Source organism: Massilia haematophila, from assembly GCF_042647645.1.
Taxonomy (GTDB): domain Bacteria; phylum Pseudomonadota; class Gammaproteobacteria; order Burkholderiales; family Burkholderiaceae_D; genus Telluria; species Telluria haematophila.
In genome coordinates this window covers 4,044,218-4,060,238 of record NZ_JBHRVV010000001.1, presented here as the reverse complement: position 1 = coordinate 4,060,238, position 16,021 = coordinate 4,044,218, and the positions used below count along the sequence as shown (strand labels likewise).

Below are 16,021 nucleotides of genomic sequence, written 5' to 3'. Positions count from 1 at the left end.
GCTCTTTAGTCCGGCACGGCCAGGATCACGCTGGACGCCTTGAAAATGGCCGTGACGCTCTTGCCGATAGCCAGCTCGAGCGCTTCGCTGCTCTCGTTGGTGACGATAGCGGCCACTGCCGCACCGCCGGCTAGGTCGATGACCACTTCCGTGTTGACGGCGCCGGCCTGGACGCGCGCAATGGTGCCGCGCAATCGATTGCGCGCCGAGACGCGCGTGGCATCGTCACCCTCCATCAAAATGATGGACGAGGCCTTGATCAGTGCAAAGGCTTCGGCACCAGCCTGCAGTCCGAGTTCCTGCGTGCTGCCGTGGGTGATGACGGCGACGATTCGGTGTCCGCCAGCGACGTCGAGTTCGATCTCGTCGTTCACCGCGCCGCTTTTGATCGAGGCGACCTTGCCGAGGAACTGGTTACGCGCGCTGGTGCGCATGCTGATTCTCCTGATGAGCAGGTATTCGTCGGCGAGACCTGCGCTTTGTCGTCCCAGTCGTTCGATAAAGCGCCGGTGCTCCTGTTCCACGTGCTGGAAATTCCGGACCAGTTGCGTGCCGCGCGCCGTCAGGCGCGTGCCGCCGCCACCCTTGCCCCCGGCCTGGCGTTCCACCAGGGCCTCGCCCGCCAGGTTGTTCATGGTGTCGATCGCATCCCAGGCCCCCTTGTAGCTCATTCCCGCCGCCTTCGCTGCCTGCGTGATGGAGCCGCACTCGGCAATCTTCGCCAGCAGGGCGAGGCGGCCCGCGCCGCCGAAATTCTCGTCGCCGGCCGTCAGCCAAAGCGAGCCTTGCAGTTCGAGCGGCTTGTCGGATGGGATTGTCATACGGCGGACTCGTGACAGGTGGATGGGTGGCGACCAGATGGCGCGCAAGAGCAAGATCCTACCCTTGTGTTTCCTCTTCGGCAAGCAGAGTCGGGTCCGCGCCGAGCCTGCCCTCGCGCAGGTGCAGGACCTGTTCGCCGAAGACCTCGGCGTCGGCCAGGTCGTGGGTGATCAGGATCATCGGCAGCGACAGTTCTCGTTGCAGGCAGTCGAGTTCGGTGCGCAGGCCGGCGCGCAGCGCCGGGTCGAGTGCCGCGAACGGTTCGTCGAGTAGCAGCGCGGCCGGTTGCGCGACCAGCGCGCGCGCCAGCGCCACCCGCTGGCGCTGGCCGCCCGAGAGCTCGGCCGGCAATTGGTGCGCCAGGTGCGCCAGGCGGAAGGCCGCGAGCCAGCGCTCGACGGCCTCGCTGCGCACCTCCCGTCCCGGGTTGCGCCAGCCGCGCGCCTGTCCGAAGGCGATGTTCTGGCGCACGCTCAGGTGCGGAAACAACGCATAGTCCTGGAACAGATAACCCATGCGCCGCGCCTGGGGCGGCAGGTCGATCTTGCGGGCCGCGTCGAACAGCAGCGCGCCGCCGACCGCGATACGGCCGCTGTCCGGTCGCAGCAGGCCGGCGATTGCCTGTAACGCCAGGCTTTTGCCGGCGCCCGAGGGGCCGAAGATGACGACGCGCCGGCTGTTGGACTGCAGGCGCAGGTCGAGGCGGAAGTCGCGCTTGCCCGAGCGCAGGGTTTTCTGGATGTCGATGTCGAAATGCACGATGACTTCTTTCAGCGCTGGGCGACGCGTCCCGGTGCCAGGCGTCCGGCCGTCAGCAGCACGGCGACGCAGACCGCCGAGGTGATCAGCACGAGCAGGTTGGCGGCCTCGTCCTGTCCAGCCTGTACCGCCTCGTAGACGGCAATCGACAGCGTCTGCGTGCGGCCGGGAATGCTGCCGGCCACCATCAGGGTGGCGCCGAACTCGCCCATTGCGCGCGCAAAGGCGAGCAGGGCGCCGGCCAGGATCCCGCGCCAGGCCAGCGGCAGGGTGACGCGCAGGAAGATTGCTGTCTCGGAGATGCCGATCACGCGCGCGGCGTCCTCCAGGCGCGCGTCGACCGTCTCGAAGGCGGCGCGCGCCGGCTTGAACACCAGCGGGAAGGCGACGATCGCCGAGGCGATGACCGCGCCCTGCCAAGTGAAGATCAGGTTGATGCCGAAATGTGCCTGCAAGCCACGGCCGAGCGGGCCTTCACGGCCCAGCAGCACCAGCAGGTAGTAGCCGAGTACGGTGGGTGGCATCACCATCGGCAGGGTCAGGAGCGTATCGAGCAGCTCGCGCCCGGGAAAGCGCCGCCGCGCCAGTAGGAAGCCGACGGCCACGCCCAGCACGAGCGCGATCGCGGTCGCCCAGCAGGCGACCTTCAGCGACAGCGCCAGGGCGGTCCAAGTCGGGTGCATGATGGCAGCGGGGCGCGGCGCTCAGGGCTTAAGGAAGCCGTAGCGCGCCAAGACCGCCTGGGCCGCCGACGCCTGGACCCAGGCAACGAAGCGGCGCGCCTCGGCGGCCTCCTTGCTGGCGGCGGTGACCGCGATCGGATAGCTGATCGGGGTGGCGAGCGGCAGCTCCAGCGCCACCTTCACTTTGTCCTTCAGCAACCGCGCGTCCGAGCCGTATACGAAGCCGGCGTCCAGCTCGCCGCGTGCCACATAGTCGAGCGCCTGGCGCACGTTCTGGGTCATGACCATTTTCGGGCCCAGCGCTTCCCAGAGCCCGGCGGCGCCGAGCGCCTGGCGCGTGTAGCGCCCGGCCGGCACGCTGGCTGGGTTGCCGACGGCGAGGCGCGCGACCGCGCCCTGGCGCAGATCCTCAAGACGCTTGATATCCAGCGTGCTGGCGGCCGGAACGATCAGCACCAGTGAATTGCGCACGAAATCGACGCGCTCGCGCGGCGCCACCAGTTGCTGCGCCACCGCGGCGTCCATCGTTTCCTGGTCGGCCGAGGCGAACACGTCGACCGGGGCACCCTTGGCGATCTGTTGCAGCAGGGCTCCCGATGCGCCGACATTGAGCAGCACCTTGCTGCCGGGGTGGGCCGCTTCGTATCCGCGCACGATGTCCTTGAAGGCATCGGTCAGGCTGGCGGCGGCGGACACGGTAATCTCGGCGGCGCAGGCAACGCCGCTCGCAGTGAACAGCAGGGTGGCGGCAAGCAGGCGCCGAGGCAAGGAAGCGGACAAGGGAAGTCTCCAGAAGTGGATGATCTTGCCAGTGTACCACCGTTATATACGTCGGTATATTGCGATTCCCGCGAATACACCGGACGCGTGCCTGCGCAGATGAAGTTTTTACACCAGCGGCCTGGCGGCGAGCTGTTCGGGCATCGAATAGATGGTGATGCCGTCGGCGGCGAGGAGTTGCAGGTGGTCGAAGAAGCCCTGGGCCGGGATGAACCAGGCTTCGGCGTCGCCGACCTGGCCGTTCACGCGCAGCCCGGTGCGCTCGAATTCGCGGCGGAAGTAGTCGCGCAGGTCCTCGCGCGCCGCGTAGTCGATGCGGCGCGCCGCCACCGCGCGCGCGAAGGGCCGCACCGGCACTTCCCAGCGCCGGCCGTCGCGGTCCAGGCAGGGAATATGGTAAGTCCGCTCGTCCCAGACCGGTTCGGGGAAGGCGTCGCCGAGCGCATCCTCGACCACGTGGTAGAAGGTTACCGGCCCCATCGACACGCCCAGGCCCAGCACCTTGGCGTTCTCGAGGCCGACGAAGCGCTGCCAGGGCGAACCCGCGCCGAAGATCGAGGGCGCCTGGTGGTGGCCCTCGGTCAGGAATTGCGCATGCTTGCCCCAGGCCGACACGGAATGGGTCGGGTGCACGCTGCGGTGGGTCGCCGCCTGGGTCAGGAAGGTTTCGGGCAGGCGGCCCATGTTGGTGCCGTGGCGGTTCGGGTCGAACACATAGCCTTCCATCTCGCATGCGGCCTTGACGGTGCCGGCCGGCAGGTAATAGGTCGGCACCAGGAGCGTGCCTTCCGGCCCGACGGCGTCCTGCAGCGCGCCCACCACCGCCGCCGCGCCGCCGTCGACATAGCCCAGGCTCTTCAGCGACGAGTGCACGAACAGCGTGTCGCCGCGCGCGATGCCCAGGCGCGCCAGGTCGCGCGCCAGCTCGGCGCGCGTGACGAGCCGGCTCGAGCGGCGGATCTGCTGTTCGTTGCGGCGCCGGCGCGTGCTTTCCAGTACCGCCTTGACGATGTTCTTGAGCGGCTTAAGCATCGCTGTCGCTGCCCGCCAGCGCGGCTTGCGCCGGTTCGGCCTTGGCCAGGTGGACCGATGCCAGTCCGGCCTTTGCCAGCTCGACCTCGGCCAGCACGGCCGCCGTCAGCTCGACTTCCAGCACATTGGCGTCGATGCAGAACTTCGCGGCCCAGTTCAGGTATTGCCACTGGCCATAGGCGCCGTCGACCGGGAACGAGCCCTTGATGCCGCCGACCGTGTCGCCGGAGCCGTCCAGGCGCACGGTGCGGCGCACGAAGGCGTTCAGGGTGCGGCCGGCGGCCAGGTAGCGGGCGTCGCCGGTCAGGCGGTGCAGCAGGAAGAAGCAATGCGCGATCTGCACCGAACCGGTCAGGCAGGCGTAGTTTGCGGCTGCGCCGAAGTTGCGGTCCAGGCGCCCGGCCAGGTAGCCGTCCTTGTCGATCGCGCCGAGCAGGCCGTTGGCGGTGCGCGCCGCGGCCTCCAGCAGGTCGGCGCGCCCGGACAGCAGCTGGCCCTCGATCACGCCGCGCAGCACGTAGCCGATGGTGTGGGTGAGGGGATGGTCGACGTCGGTCAGGCAGTTCGAAGCGAACCAGCCGTTCGCCTGCTGCTTGGTGAGCGCCCACTCCACCTGGCGCAGGCCGGCGGCGCCGTAGCCGTGGCCGGGGGCAACGCGCTCGGCCTCGAACAGCCCCCACGACACGTGGGTTTCGTAGGCCTTCTCGCCAGGCTTGGCGAACGGCGTGCCGAACTTGCGCCAGCAGCCGTCGGCGTCCAGGCTGTCGCGCAGCCAGGCGGCCGCGCGGTGCATGGCGTCGAGGTAGCGCGCATCGCCGTATTCGGCGGCGCCGGCCGCCAGCCCGAGCAGGATCTGGCCCGTGTTGAAGGTGACCGGGACACGGGGCTTGGCATCGATCTTCCCTCCCTGGAAGCCGCCTTCCGCGAACTGGATCGCCACGCACCAGTCCAGCATGCGCCGCGCACGCGCGTGCAGGCTGGCGTCGCCGTTGCGGTGCGCCATGGCGATCATGGTCGGGACGATGTAGCCGGTGGTTTCGGGGTAGGAGGTGGCCCAGCCATTCTGCAGCGAGAAGTCGCGCGCCACGCCGCCATCGTTCGATGCCGACCTGTCCTGCGCCAGGCATAACCATGTCGTGCAGCCGGCGATCACGGCTTCGGGACCGGGATCGTGCGCCGGCAAGCCCTGCATGTCGGCCTTCAGCTCGCTCTGGGCGAGAACCGTCAGCGCTGGTTGCGGGGAAAAATGGTTCTTGACCGATTTTAGTAGTTTTAGCACTGGTGTCCTCGCATGCGGTTAGTGCCTTCAGCCGGCACGGGTATCCCAGTAGGCTATTTTGCCATGAGCTAATTGCTAAAAATACATTTTAAAAAGATATTTTCAGTTAGGAAAGTGATGAAGTGTAAGTACGCAACAGTGGTGCGCTCACCAGGAACGCAGCCAGTCGCGGGTCCAGTTCGACACCTGGTCCTGCCAGGGGCGGCGCGAGAAGGTGTGGTCGGCCTTGTCGATCTTCTGCTTCGTGAAGCGCGGCGTCGCCAGGAGGCGCTGCCAGGCGCCGGGACGCGCGGACAGGTCGGCGAATTCCTGGGCCGTCAGGTCGGCGCCGCTGAGCACTACCAGCACGCGTCCGCCGAAACGGGTCAGCGCCGCCTGCATGCGCTCGGGCAGGGGCGCGTTGCTGCCGGCCGTGGCGCTGGCGCTGGCCGGGCGCGGCCGGAACGCCTTGCCGAGGTCCCGCCACAGCGAGCGCAGCGAGGCTTTCACGTCGAACTGGCCGCCGGCGATCTTCTTCCACAGGCGCGCGTCGAACAGGCGCGCGCGGTAGTAATGCTTGATGGTGGCGCGCGCCGCGCCTTCCTCGGTGCGCACCCAGGGATTGAGCAGCACCAGTCCGCCCACGCGCGCATCCTGCGGCGCATACATCGCCGCCGCCGAGGCGCCGTCGCACAGGCCCCACAGCACCACTTCCTTCATGCCGGGGCATTCCACGAAAAAGCGGTCGATTGCCGCGCGCAGGTCGTCGTCGACGTTCTCGAAGTTGCGCAGGTCGCCCTCGCTGTCGCCCATGCCGCGGTAGTCGAAGCGCATCGCGGGAATCCCGGCGGCGGCCAGGTCGCGCGCGAGCAGGGTGAACTGGCGGTGGCTGCCGGCACGGTATTGCGGACCGCCGACCACGATCAGGACGCCGCGCGGATGGGGCGTCGCCGGCAGGCTGACGATGCCGTACAGCCAGGCGCCGCGGCAGGCGAAGGAGAGAGCGCGTTCTTCAGGCATGGGCGGGAAGGGTGAGGGCGGCGTTGGTCGCCGCGATCAGGTTGGGGCAGTCGACCGTTTCCGGCGCGGCCCAGAACTGCGGACCGTCGGCCAGGTGCACCTCGACCCGGCTGCCCTGCAGTTTCCAGGTGTCGACCACGCGCGCCGCCGCCGGCGGCAGCGGCCGGCCGGGCGCGGCGACGACTTCGCACCAGTGGATCGGGCAGCGCGGCGCCAGCGCCCGCGCGTCGGCCGCGTCGATGCCGTCAGCCAGCGCCGGCGACAGCGTATAGCCGGCGATCTCCAGCGATTCGCCGGCCTTCAGGCTTGCCCGCAGCGCTTCGGTGCCGCCGCTGTCGCTGCCGCCCTGGAGCAGTTCGCCCGCCAGGCGCAGACGCAGGAACTGGTTCAGGTAACCGGAACCGAGGGTGACCGGTTGCCACAGCAGCAGCCGTTCGGGCGGCTGCGGGGCGCGCTGGGCGTGCGCGACCGCCAGCAGGGCGCCCAGGCGCAGGCCCCACAGGCCGGCGCTGCGCCCGAGCTTGTCCTCGATCCAGGCGCGCGCCGCCGCGATGTCGCGCAGCCAGCCGTCCCAGGAAGCGTCGCCGAAGTCGCCGGCGCTGTCGCCGCAGCCGTGCAGGTCGAGCAGCAGCACGCCGATGCCCTGCGCGGCCAGCGCGCGCGCCTGCAGCGCGGCCATGCGGCGCGAACGGTTCATCTCCTCGGCGAACGGGGGCACATAGACCAGTGCGCCGCGGCATTCGCCCAGCGGCGCATGGAACAGGCAGAAGCGCGGGCCGTCGGGCGTGTCGAGGAAAAAGGCGTCGGCGGGGGCGTGGCCGGGCGGCGTCATGGCGGGATCAAGCGGCTTATTCGGCGCGCTCGGCCACGAACCGGGCCAGGCTGCCGAGCGTCGCGAAGGTGCTGGCGCTGATGTCGTCGTCGTCGATGGCGATGCCGAAATGCTCGTCGAGCGCGCCGATCAGGGTGACCACGGCCATCGAGTCGAGCTCGGGCAGGCTGCCCAGCAGCGGCGAATCGGCGTCCAGGGCCTGGCCGGCCGGGCCCAGGTTGAGCACGTCGATCAGGAGAGTTTTGACTTCTTCAAGGTACTTCATAAGCTCGTCGTCGGTGTTGGTGCCGGGCGGGTGCGCGATTCAAGCAGGGCGTGCAGGCGGCGCAGCCCCGGCCAGCGGTAATAGTTGACATGGTACATAGTGCGTACCTCGTCCGTCCAGCGCAGGTGCCATTCCATCACGCGGCCGTAGAACTCGAGCCGCGCGAAGCGGCCCTCGTCGAACAGGCGGCGGCAGGCTTCCTCGCGCATCAGGAGCGTGGGCGACAGGTTGCCGGGCACGCTCTCGTCGTAGCTGGTCTTCAGTACCACGATGCTCGCGTCATCCTCGACGCACAGGTCCATCGCGACCAACTGCTCGCCGAAATAATAGCGGTAAACGCTGGCGGCGTTGCGGCCGGCCAGCGCTTCGAGCATGGCGCGGTAGTAGCGGCCCTGGGCATTCCCGGCATGCACCGCCGTGCCTTGATTCGCTTTCCAGCCCGAGCTTTCCAGGCGGCCGTAGTCTTCCACCGCCTGCGCCATCGCCTCCGGAGCGCGGTCGACCTGCAGGCGCGTGACGACGCCCTCGCGTTCCAGGCGCGCGCGCTGCTTTTTGAGGTTGCCGCGCAGGTTCTTGCCGCGCTCGCCCCAGTAGTCCGCGAAGGAACCGGACAGGGTCACGCGCGCGGTGTCGATGTAGTCGAGGGTGCGCACGCAGGCGCCATCGAGCGGGCGCGGCATCAGCATCGGGTCCATTTGCGTCAGCGCGAAGATCAGCGGGAACCCGGGCAGGGCGCCCAGCAGGCTGCGCGCCAGCGCTTCGGTGTCCAGGCCCGGCTGCTGCAGCCACAGGCCGAGCGGCGCCTGCGCCGGCTGGAAAGTGGCCCAGGCGCCGCGCCGGGTCGCGCGCACGATCGCCATCGCGCGCACGACCGTCCCCTTCTTCTCGATGGCGAGCAGGTCGCCGGGGCGACCGAACTGTTCGACCAGGGGCGCGACGAAATCGACGGCCAGCAGGCTCGTGGCCGGGCCCTGCGCGTGCAAAGCGGCCCAGGCCTCGGCATGGCGCGCGAACTCGCGCGCGGGAACGACGCTCCAGCTCATACACTCGCCTCCTTGCGCACGGCCGCGATGATCCAGTCGAGTTCGTCCTCGCGCAGCTCCTGGTGGCAGGGCAGCGACAGCACGCGGCGCGACAGCATCGCGGCGTTCGGGCAGGTGGCGTCGTCCACCCCCCTGCCACAGCGGATAAGCGAAGCGCGTCAGCGGCACGCCGCGCGCCTTCAGGCGCTGGAACAGCGCTTCCGGCTCGTCCGCCAGCAGCGGATAGACCCAGGGGCAGGCGCCGTCCGGCAGCTGCGGATGCAGGGCGCGCAGGCCGGGCAGGCCGCGCAGGGCCTCGTCCAGGCGCCGGTAATTGCGGCGCCGCAGCGCCTGGATGCGCGCCGGCGACGCCGCTTTCAGCACCGCTTGGGAAAACAGGGACGAGCGCTTGTCGAGCCAGCGCGGGTCGAAATCGAAGCTGCTGTCCGAGGAAGCGGGCGCCAGCGCCGGGGCGGCAGTCTTGCGTCCACGCTTGAGCATGCCCCATAGCGCACTTTTCGCGCGCAGCGGCAGCCACAAGGCGGCGCGCACGGCCGGCAGGCGGCCATAGGCAAACCCTTTTTCCAGGGAATTCAATGCGACCTTGGCTTCGAAGCCGGCACCGGCCGAGCGCAGGGTCACGTTCCTCAAATCGTGGCGGCTGGATACCAGGGCGCCGCCTTCGTAGATCGGTAAAAATTTCATGCTGCTGGCAATCGCATAATCGCCCCAGCTGCCCAGGGGACGGCCGCCATGTTCGCCGATGAAGGCGTGGGCGCAGTCTTCGACCAGGGCAAGGCCGCGCGCGTCGCACAGGGCGCGGATCGGGGCGAGGTCCTGGGGGAAGCCGAAATAATGGGTCACCATCACGGCGCGCGTCCCTGGGCCGATCCTGGCCGCCAGGTCGTCGAGGTCGACGCCGGCGTCCGCCGTCACGCGATAAAAGACCGGCGTGGCGCCGCGCCACAGCACCGGTGGAATCATCGAAGGGCTGTGGTAGGCCGGCACCAGCACCGTGTCGCCGGCCTGGACGCCCAGCTCGCGCAAGGCCAGGGCGATCGCCACGCGCCCGCTGGTCACCAGCCGGTATGCTCCGGCGTCGAGCACGGTGCGCGCGGGCGATTCGTGCGTGTTGGCCGGGCGGCGAAACGACGCGGCGGACAGCACCGGCGCAAGGGGAATCGCGGGACCGGCGGCGGGAGACGCGGAGGAAGACGCGGTGGATGGCGAATACGCAAGCATTGGACCAGTATAAACCTTGTGTTGAAAAATTTGCCACGAGACATGTCGAAAACCAAATGGCGTGCTGCGGTCAAAAGCTGCAAGCTGTTAAGATTGCGGGCTGCGCCCTGGGGAAGAGCAGTGCTTCCCTCGCTGCCGGCGCCATCCACGAACCCCTTTTGCCATGGCTGACCTGATCCACGATTTCCTGTTCGATTCCGCGCGCCGCACGCCCGGCGCCGAGGCGCTCGTCCACGGCTCGGCGCGGCTCGACTATGCCGCGCTGGCCGCTGCCGTCGAAGGCGCGGCCGGCGCCTTGCTGGATGCCGGCGTGCAGCCGCGCGAGCGCGTCGCCGTGTTCCTGGAAAAGCGCGTCGAGAACGTGGCCGCGATGTTCGGCGCCGCCCTGGCCGGCGCCGTCTTCGTGCCGGTGAATCCGCAACTGAAGGCCGAGCAGGTCGCCCACATCCTGGCCGACTGCAACGTGCGCATCCTCGTGACATCAAACGAGCGCCTGGCCCAGCTGGAAGCCGTGCTGGTGTCCTGTCCGGATCTGAAAACCGTGTTCGTCACCGGCGCCGCCGTACCGCAGTCGCAGTCGGCATATGCCGTGCGTGCCTGGGACATGGCCCAGGCCGCACCGGATGCCGCCGTGCTGGCCGCGCGCCGCGCGATCGACGCCGACATGGCGGCCATCCTCTACACCTCGGGCAGCACCGGCAAGCCGAAAGGCGTGGTGCTGTCGCATCGAAACATGGTGGCCGGCGCCCGCAGCGTCGCCAGCTATCTGCACATCACGCCCGCCGACCGCATCCTGTCGGTGCTGCCGCTCAGCTTCGACTATGGCCTCAGCCAGTTGACCTGCGCCTTCCTGGCCGGCGCGACCGCCGTGCTGCTGAACCACCTGTTCGCGAAGGACGTGCTGAAGGCCGTGGTCGAGGAGCGCATCACCGGCCTGGCCGCGGTGCCGCCGCTGTGGTTCCAGCTGTGCACCCTGCCGTGGCCGCAGGACTGCACGCTGCGCTATTTGACCAATTCCGGCGGCGCCATGCCGACGACGACGGTGGCCAGCCTGCGCGCGGCCCTGCCGCGGGCCGAACTGTTCCTGATGTACGGCCTGACCGAGGCTTTCCGCTCGACTTACCTGCCGCCGGCGGAACTCGAGCGCCGCCCGGACTCGATGGGCCGCGCGATCCCGAACGCCCAGGTGATGGTGGTGCGCCCGGACGGCACGCCGTGCGCACCGAACGAACCGGGCGAACTGGTGCACCGCGGCGCCCTGGTCTCGCTCGGCTACTGGAACGATCCCGTCAAGACCGCCGAGCGCTTCAAGCCGGCGCCCGGCCAGGACCCGGCACTGCCGCTGGTCGAGATGGCGGTCTGGTCCGGCGATACCGTGCGCATGGACGAGGAGGGCTACTTGTACTTCATCGGCCGCAGCGACGACATGATCAAGGTGTCGGGCTACCGCGTCAGCCCGACCGAGGTCGAGGAGGCGGTCTACGCCACCGGCCTGGTGGACGAGGCGGTGGCCTTCGGCGTGCCGCATCCGCAGCTGGGCCAGGCCATCGTGCTGCTGGCGCTGCCGAAGGACGGCGCGCTCGCGGGCGCAGCCCTGCTGAAGGAATGCCAGCGCCGCCTGCCGGCCTGGATGGTGCCGGCCCACGTGACGCTGAGCCGCGAAGCCTTTCCGCGCAACCCGAACGGCAAGATCGACCGCAAGATCCTACGCCTCGATTACCTGACGATGTTCGATACGATCTCCGGAAATACACAATGAACGCCAAGCCCGTCCATGCCGCCCAGACCCTGTTCCCGGTCGTCGACGACTGCCTGCAGGTCGGCGGCATCCCCTTGCCGCGCCTGGCCCAGCGCGTCGGCAGCACGCCCTTCTATGCCTATGACCGGCGCCTCCTGAGCGAGCGTGTCGCCCACGTGCGCGCCCACCTGCCGCAGGCGGTCGAATTGCACTTCTCGATGAAGGCCAACCCGATGCCGGCGCTGGTGCAGCACATGGCGGGGCTGGTCGACGGCATCGACGTGGCGTCTGGCGGCGAGCTGAAGGTGGCGCTCGACACCGGCATGGAGCCTCACCGCATTAGCTTTGCCGGCCCCGGCAAATCGGATGCGGAACTCACGCGTGCGGTGGCCGCCGGCGCCGTCGTGCATGCCGAGTCCGAACGCGAGATCCGCGCGCTGGCGCGCATCGGCAATGAGGTTGGCATCGCGCCGCTGCTGGTCCTGCGCATCAATCCGGACTTCGAGCTGAAGGGTTCCGGCATGCGCATGGGCGGCGGCGCCAAGCAGTTCGGCATCGACGCCGAGGAAGCGCCGCGCATGCTGGCGCTGGCCTTCGAACTCGGCCTGGCGGTGCTGGGCTTCCACATCTTCAGCGGCTCGCAAAGCCTGAAGGCCGAGGCCATCGTCGAGACCCAGGCCCAGACCCTGCTGCTGGCCGAACGCCTGGCGCAGGACGCGCGCGATCCGGTGCGCATCCTGAACATCGGCGGCGGCTTCGGCATTCCGTATTTCCCGGGCGAGGCGGCGCTCGACCTGGCGCCGATCGGCGCCGCACTCGAAGCCGCGCTGCCGCGCGTGAAGGCGAGCCTGCCCGACGCCCAGCTCTCGATCGAACTGGGACGATACCTGGTCGGCGAAGCGGGCGTCTACGTGGCGCGCGTCATCGACCGCAAGGTTTCGCGCGGCCAGGTCTTCCTCGTCACCGACGGCGGCCTGCACCACCACCTGGCCGCGTCCGGCAACTTCGGCCAGGTGATCCGCAAGAACTACCCGGTCGCGATCGGCAACCGGATGAGCGCCAGCGGTCCGCTCGAAACCGCCTCCGTGGTCGGCCCGCTGTGCACCCCGCTCGACCTGCTGGCCGACCGCATGGAGCTGCCGCAGGCGCAGGTGGGCGACCTGGTGGTCGTGTTCCAGTCGGGCGCCTACGGCCGCTCGGCCAGTCCGCAGGGTTTTCTCAGCCACCCAGACGCGCCTGAAGTGCTGGTATGAGAGCGCCTAACAAAACCTCCATAGCTGCGTTGCAGCTCCTCGCCGTACAGGCGTACTGTCTTCGTCGCCGCGCCTTGCTCTGAAGGTTTTTTTAGGCGCTCTAAGCTGTGTCGTGCATGCCACATGGGTGCAATCGTGTGGCCGCTCCTGTAAGATTTGCGATAAATTAATTGTTGCAGGAAAATAAACACAGTAGGTAATCCACTGTGTTGACCTGCGGCGGCTATACGCGCACGCTTTGCGCGCTCCCGGAACGGACCGGCTGCGGCCACCCAGGACCAAGACCATGCTAGCGCAACAGACTTCCAGCTTCGAATCCCGTTTGTCCGACCAGTTGCAGCGTGCCCTCGCGCTGTGCGCGGTCCATTTGCCCGATGCGGCCGAGCGCGTGCGCGCCTTCCTCGCGCAGTTCGCCGACCCGCCGCCCTGCGGCAGCTTCAAGCGCATCCCCCCGGGAGCGCGCACCCTCTACAACCAGGTGCTGGAGGAGCGTGGCGAGCAGGCCGGGGCCTGCTTCCTGCTGGCCGCCGTCCTGATGGGCGTGCGCGCATCGCTCGACGGCGAGCTGCTGCGGCGCCTGCCGCCACGGGTGCTTGCGCACCAGCTGCGCCAGTTCGCGCGCATCGCCAACCACGACGAGGCCTTCCTGCCTTACTGCCGGCTGGACGGCGACGTGTTCCTCAAGGAGTTCGGCCTGGCCACGCTGCGCCTGTACGCGGGCGCCTCGAGCGTGATCGATCCGCGCGCCGGCATGGGCCGCTCGATCCTGTGGCAGGGCGGCCTGCTGCAACTGCCCGGACGCGCCCTGCTGTTCGCGCGCGCCGGCGGTTTCAAGCCGTATTTCGCGATCCACGTGAACCGCCTGTACCAGGACGAATTCAACGAGGAAGGCCGTAACGAGTGCTACCGCTGCTGCGTCGACCTGTACGCGCTGCACCCCGACGCGCTGGGCATGATTGCCGGCAGCTGGTTCTACGACCCGATGGTCGAGATCATCAGCCCGCACCTGGCCTACCTGCGCACGGTGCCGGAAGAGGGCGGGGCGCGCGCGCTGTTCGTCGCGCACGACGAGCAGGCCGTCAAGAACGCCACCGCCACGTCGGAAAAGCGGCGCGCGCTGCACGCCGCCGGCCAGTACCGCCCGGCGTCGTGGGCGCTGGTGTGGCCGAAGCGCGCGCAAATCGACTGGGCGCAGCGGCACAGCAAGGACTAAGGTCTGTCTGACTGAGTTCAGAGGAGCCATTGGATCGTTGTGGCGATAGTCACGCCCGCCAAATAGTTGTGTCCGCGTTTTCGACGCATAGGGAAGTGAGACGTTTCCGTGGACGACCTCAACCCGCACGTGGCACAAAGATGGCGTCAAGCACCTGTCCAACGTTAGCTGTATCGCTACATTGTCCAGCGATGACGAGGATGGCCAATGACAACCATGTCCATCTACGCATACATGCATTTTGCTAGCGATTCCGCCGCGTGAACGCCTTAATCACTCGTCGGTTACTGCCTTCTTTTACGCCTCGGCAGCGTCATTCGTATCCCGGTTCAAGCTGACGCCACTGTTTTTCGGTAAGGTCGATTCCGCTCATCGCACACCGCCTACCCAATTTCAAATAAGTCTCGTTAGATAGACCTAGCCCAGTTCCCGATGCCGAGCCTCCGATGTGGTCTAGGCGGTCTTGTTTTTCCTTCGGTCCCTGTCCTGATGCCGATCGCATCGGGAACGCTTGCGGTCGTGCCGACCTCCGATCTTCATCGCACTCTTCTCGAGAATAAAAACACGCTGTCAAGCAAATTAAATTGTTAAATAGAAACTGATGATGGAGGGAGAGAATCCATCTTTTTTCGGTGGCAAAATTTCAGCGTGGCAGAAAGCGCTCCCTTGAATAGGGGCTTTCTATCTTGACGAGGCAATTCAATTGTGCGCGGCATTTGTTAAATTCACGATAAATTCTTCGTTGTAAATAAATAAAGAATTCCCCGGACAGAATAGCGCACTCACTCCTTGCAGGCGCCACACGTTTGACGGGCGAGCTACCATGACGATCAAGACTTTTATCCTGCATGTCGCCAAGTACACCGGATTGTTCGCGCTGATGCGCAGGGTGACCCGCAAGAGCCCGCGCATCCTGTGTTACCACGCCGGCAACATCGGCGATGAGCGTTACTACAATCCCAAACTGTTTTGCACCAGCAAACAGTTGCGCCAGCGTCTCGAATGGCTCAGGACCCGCGGCTTCGTTCCAGCCAGCCTGGAGCAGGTGATCATGCCTGGCGGCGCCGGCATGGCCGGCATGGCCGGCATTCCGGTCGCGGTGACCATCGACGACGGCTGGTACTCGACCTACCGCGACCTGCTGCCGGCGCTGGCCGAATACGGTCACAAGCCGGTACTGTACCTGCACAGCGAAGCTTGCGACGCTGGCGCGCCGATCATCCCGGTGACGCTGCGCTACCTGGCGTGGAAGGCCAGCGCCCGAGAAATCACGCTCGAGGGCTATGGCGTCGGCATGGATGGCATCTGGAACCTGGCCGATGCGCGCCAGCGCGAAAGCCTCGTCGGCGCGGCCGAGAAATGGCTGAACGCCGAGCCGCCGCAGGCAGTGGCCCGCTGCCTGGAACGCTTCGGCGCGAGCCTGGGCGTGAGCGCCGCCGAGCTCGATCTCGCCTCGCGCCGCTTTAGTTACATGACGACAGAAGAACTGCGTACCGCCTCCGGTGCTGGCTGCCGCATCGAATTGCATGGACACGCGCATGTCTACCTGCCTGGCCAGCCGCACCGCAACCAGGAAAACATTGAGCTGAACCGAAAGCGCATCCGCGCCGCCGGCCTGCCTTATCCCACCCATTATTGCTACCCGAGTGGCTGTTTCGACGATTATGCGCCGGACGTAATGCGTGCGGCCGGCGTATCCACCGCCACTACCTGTATCCCCGGCCTGGTCGACCTGCGCGATCCGGACGCGCGCTACTATCTGCCGCGGTTCCTCGACGGCGGCGATGTGTCGATGATCGAGTTCGAAGCCGAGATGTGTGGCGTTCTCGCGTTTTTACGCGCCCTCACGCGTCGTTCTCAACATCCGCGCCGCGCTTTGCACCCAACTACAGCCTGAAGTGGCCGCGACACGACCATGCAAATGGGGTGCGCACGATTGTTGAATTCTTGACATGCATTCGTGCATCATTTAATCTGCATTGACACATTTCCTCTGGTCAAACTTCTCTGAACGTGGCCATTAGATTTCTTCAGTATTCATACCAGTAGCATTACGTAGTTACTTTGCCATCTGGCGTAAGATCGAGGATTGCTACGCAGCA

Annotated in this window: 14 protein-coding genes; 4 read left to right on the top strand and 10 right to left on the bottom strand. The window is 67.4% G+C overall.

Going from position 1 to position 16,021, the window contains the following annotated elements:
- Positions 1-5: 5 nt before the first annotated feature.
- From ACFOPH_RS17975 to ACFOPH_RS17930, 10 genes are all read right to left on the bottom strand, one after another.
- Positions 6-821: a TOBE domain-containing protein gene (locus ACFOPH_RS17975; RefSeq protein ID WP_312548501.1), complete on the bottom strand. Its 816-nt coding sequence runs from the start codon at positions 819-821 to the stop codon at positions 6-8.
- Positions 822-879: 58 nt separating this feature from the next.
- Positions 880-1,581 (bottom strand): ATP-binding cassette domain-containing protein, encoded by a 702-nt coding sequence (locus ACFOPH_RS17970; protein WP_312548491.1) that lies wholly within the window; start codon positions 1,579-1,581, stop codon positions 880-882.
- 11 nt (positions 1,582-1,592) lie between these two features.
- Positions 1,593-2,264 (bottom strand): molybdate ABC transporter permease subunit, encoded by a 672-nt coding sequence (gene modB, locus ACFOPH_RS17965; protein ID WP_312548493.1) that lies wholly within the window; start codon positions 2,262-2,264, stop codon positions 1,593-1,595.
- Between the two features lie 21 nt (positions 2,265-2,285).
- The gene (gene modA / locus ACFOPH_RS17960) at positions 2,286-3,044 is read right to left on the bottom strand and encodes a molybdate ABC transporter substrate-binding protein (RefSeq protein WP_312548494.1); all 759 of its coding nucleotides are present in this window, start codon (positions 3,042-3,044) and stop codon (positions 2,286-2,288) included.
- A gap of 108 nt (positions 3,045-3,152) precedes the next feature.
- Entirely contained in the window at positions 3,153-4,076 is a 924-nt protein-coding gene (locus ACFOPH_RS17955) for an aminoglycoside N(3)-acetyltransferase (RefSeq protein WP_312548495.1), read from the bottom strand.
- Entirely contained in the window at positions 4,069-5,355 is a 1,287-nt protein-coding gene (locus ACFOPH_RS17950) for a hypothetical protein (protein ID WP_379736741.1), read from the bottom strand. Before ACFOPH_RS17950 ends, ACFOPH_RS17955 begins: the two co-directional genes overlap by 8 nt.
- A 147-nt stretch (positions 5,356-5,502) precedes the next feature.
- Complete coding sequence (locus ACFOPH_RS17945; RefSeq protein ID WP_379736739.1) at positions 5,503-6,354, bottom strand: hydrolase 1, exosortase A system-associated; 852 nt, start codon at positions 6,352-6,354, stop codon at positions 5,503-5,505.
- Positions 6,347-7,186: a hydrolase 2, exosortase A system-associated gene (locus ACFOPH_RS17940; protein WP_379736737.1), complete on the bottom strand. Its 840-nt coding sequence runs from the start codon at positions 7,184-7,186 to the stop codon at positions 6,347-6,349. Before ACFOPH_RS17940 ends, ACFOPH_RS17945 begins: the two co-directional genes overlap by 8 nt.
- Before the next feature lie 16 nt (positions 7,187-7,202).
- Entirely contained in the window at positions 7,203-7,451 is a 249-nt protein-coding gene (locus ACFOPH_RS17935; RefSeq protein WP_312549687.1) for an acyl carrier protein, read from the bottom strand.
- Complete coding sequence (locus tag ACFOPH_RS17930; protein ID WP_379736735.1) at positions 7,448-9,715, bottom strand: GNAT family N-acetyltransferase; 2,268 nt, start codon at positions 9,713-9,715, stop codon at positions 7,448-7,450. Before ACFOPH_RS17930 ends, ACFOPH_RS17935 begins: the two co-directional genes overlap by 4 nt.
- 163 nt (positions 9,716-9,878) lie before the next feature.
- On the opposite strand from ACFOPH_RS17930, the gene ACFOPH_RS17925 reads away from it, so the two are divergent.
- From ACFOPH_RS17925 to ACFOPH_RS17910, 4 genes are all read left to right on the top strand, one after another.
- A complete protein-coding gene (locus tag ACFOPH_RS17925; protein ID WP_379736733.1) occupies positions 9,879-11,474 on the top strand; it encodes an acyl-CoA ligase (AMP-forming), exosortase A system-associated in 1,596 nt (531 codons plus the stop codon).
- Positions 11,471-12,706 (top strand): pyridoxal-dependent decarboxylase, exosortase A system-associated, encoded by a 1,236-nt coding sequence (locus ACFOPH_RS17920; RefSeq protein WP_379736731.1) that lies wholly within the window; start codon positions 11,471-11,473, stop codon positions 12,704-12,706. The genes ACFOPH_RS17925 and ACFOPH_RS17920 overlap by 4 nt, the downstream gene beginning before the upstream one ends.
- A 286-nt stretch (positions 12,707-12,992) precedes the next feature.
- Positions 12,993-13,919 carry a hypothetical protein gene (locus ACFOPH_RS17915; protein ID WP_379736729.1) on the top strand — a complete coding sequence of 309 codons (927 nt, stop codon included), beginning with the start codon at positions 12,993-12,995 and terminating at the stop codon, positions 13,917-13,919.
- A gap of 823 nt (positions 13,920-14,742) precedes the next feature.
- Positions 14,743-15,816, top strand: coding sequence for a polysaccharide deacetylase family protein (locus tag ACFOPH_RS17910; RefSeq protein ID WP_379736727.1), 1,074 nt, complete (start codon positions 14,743-14,745; stop codon positions 15,814-15,816).
- Positions 15,817-16,021 lie beyond the last annotated feature (205 nt).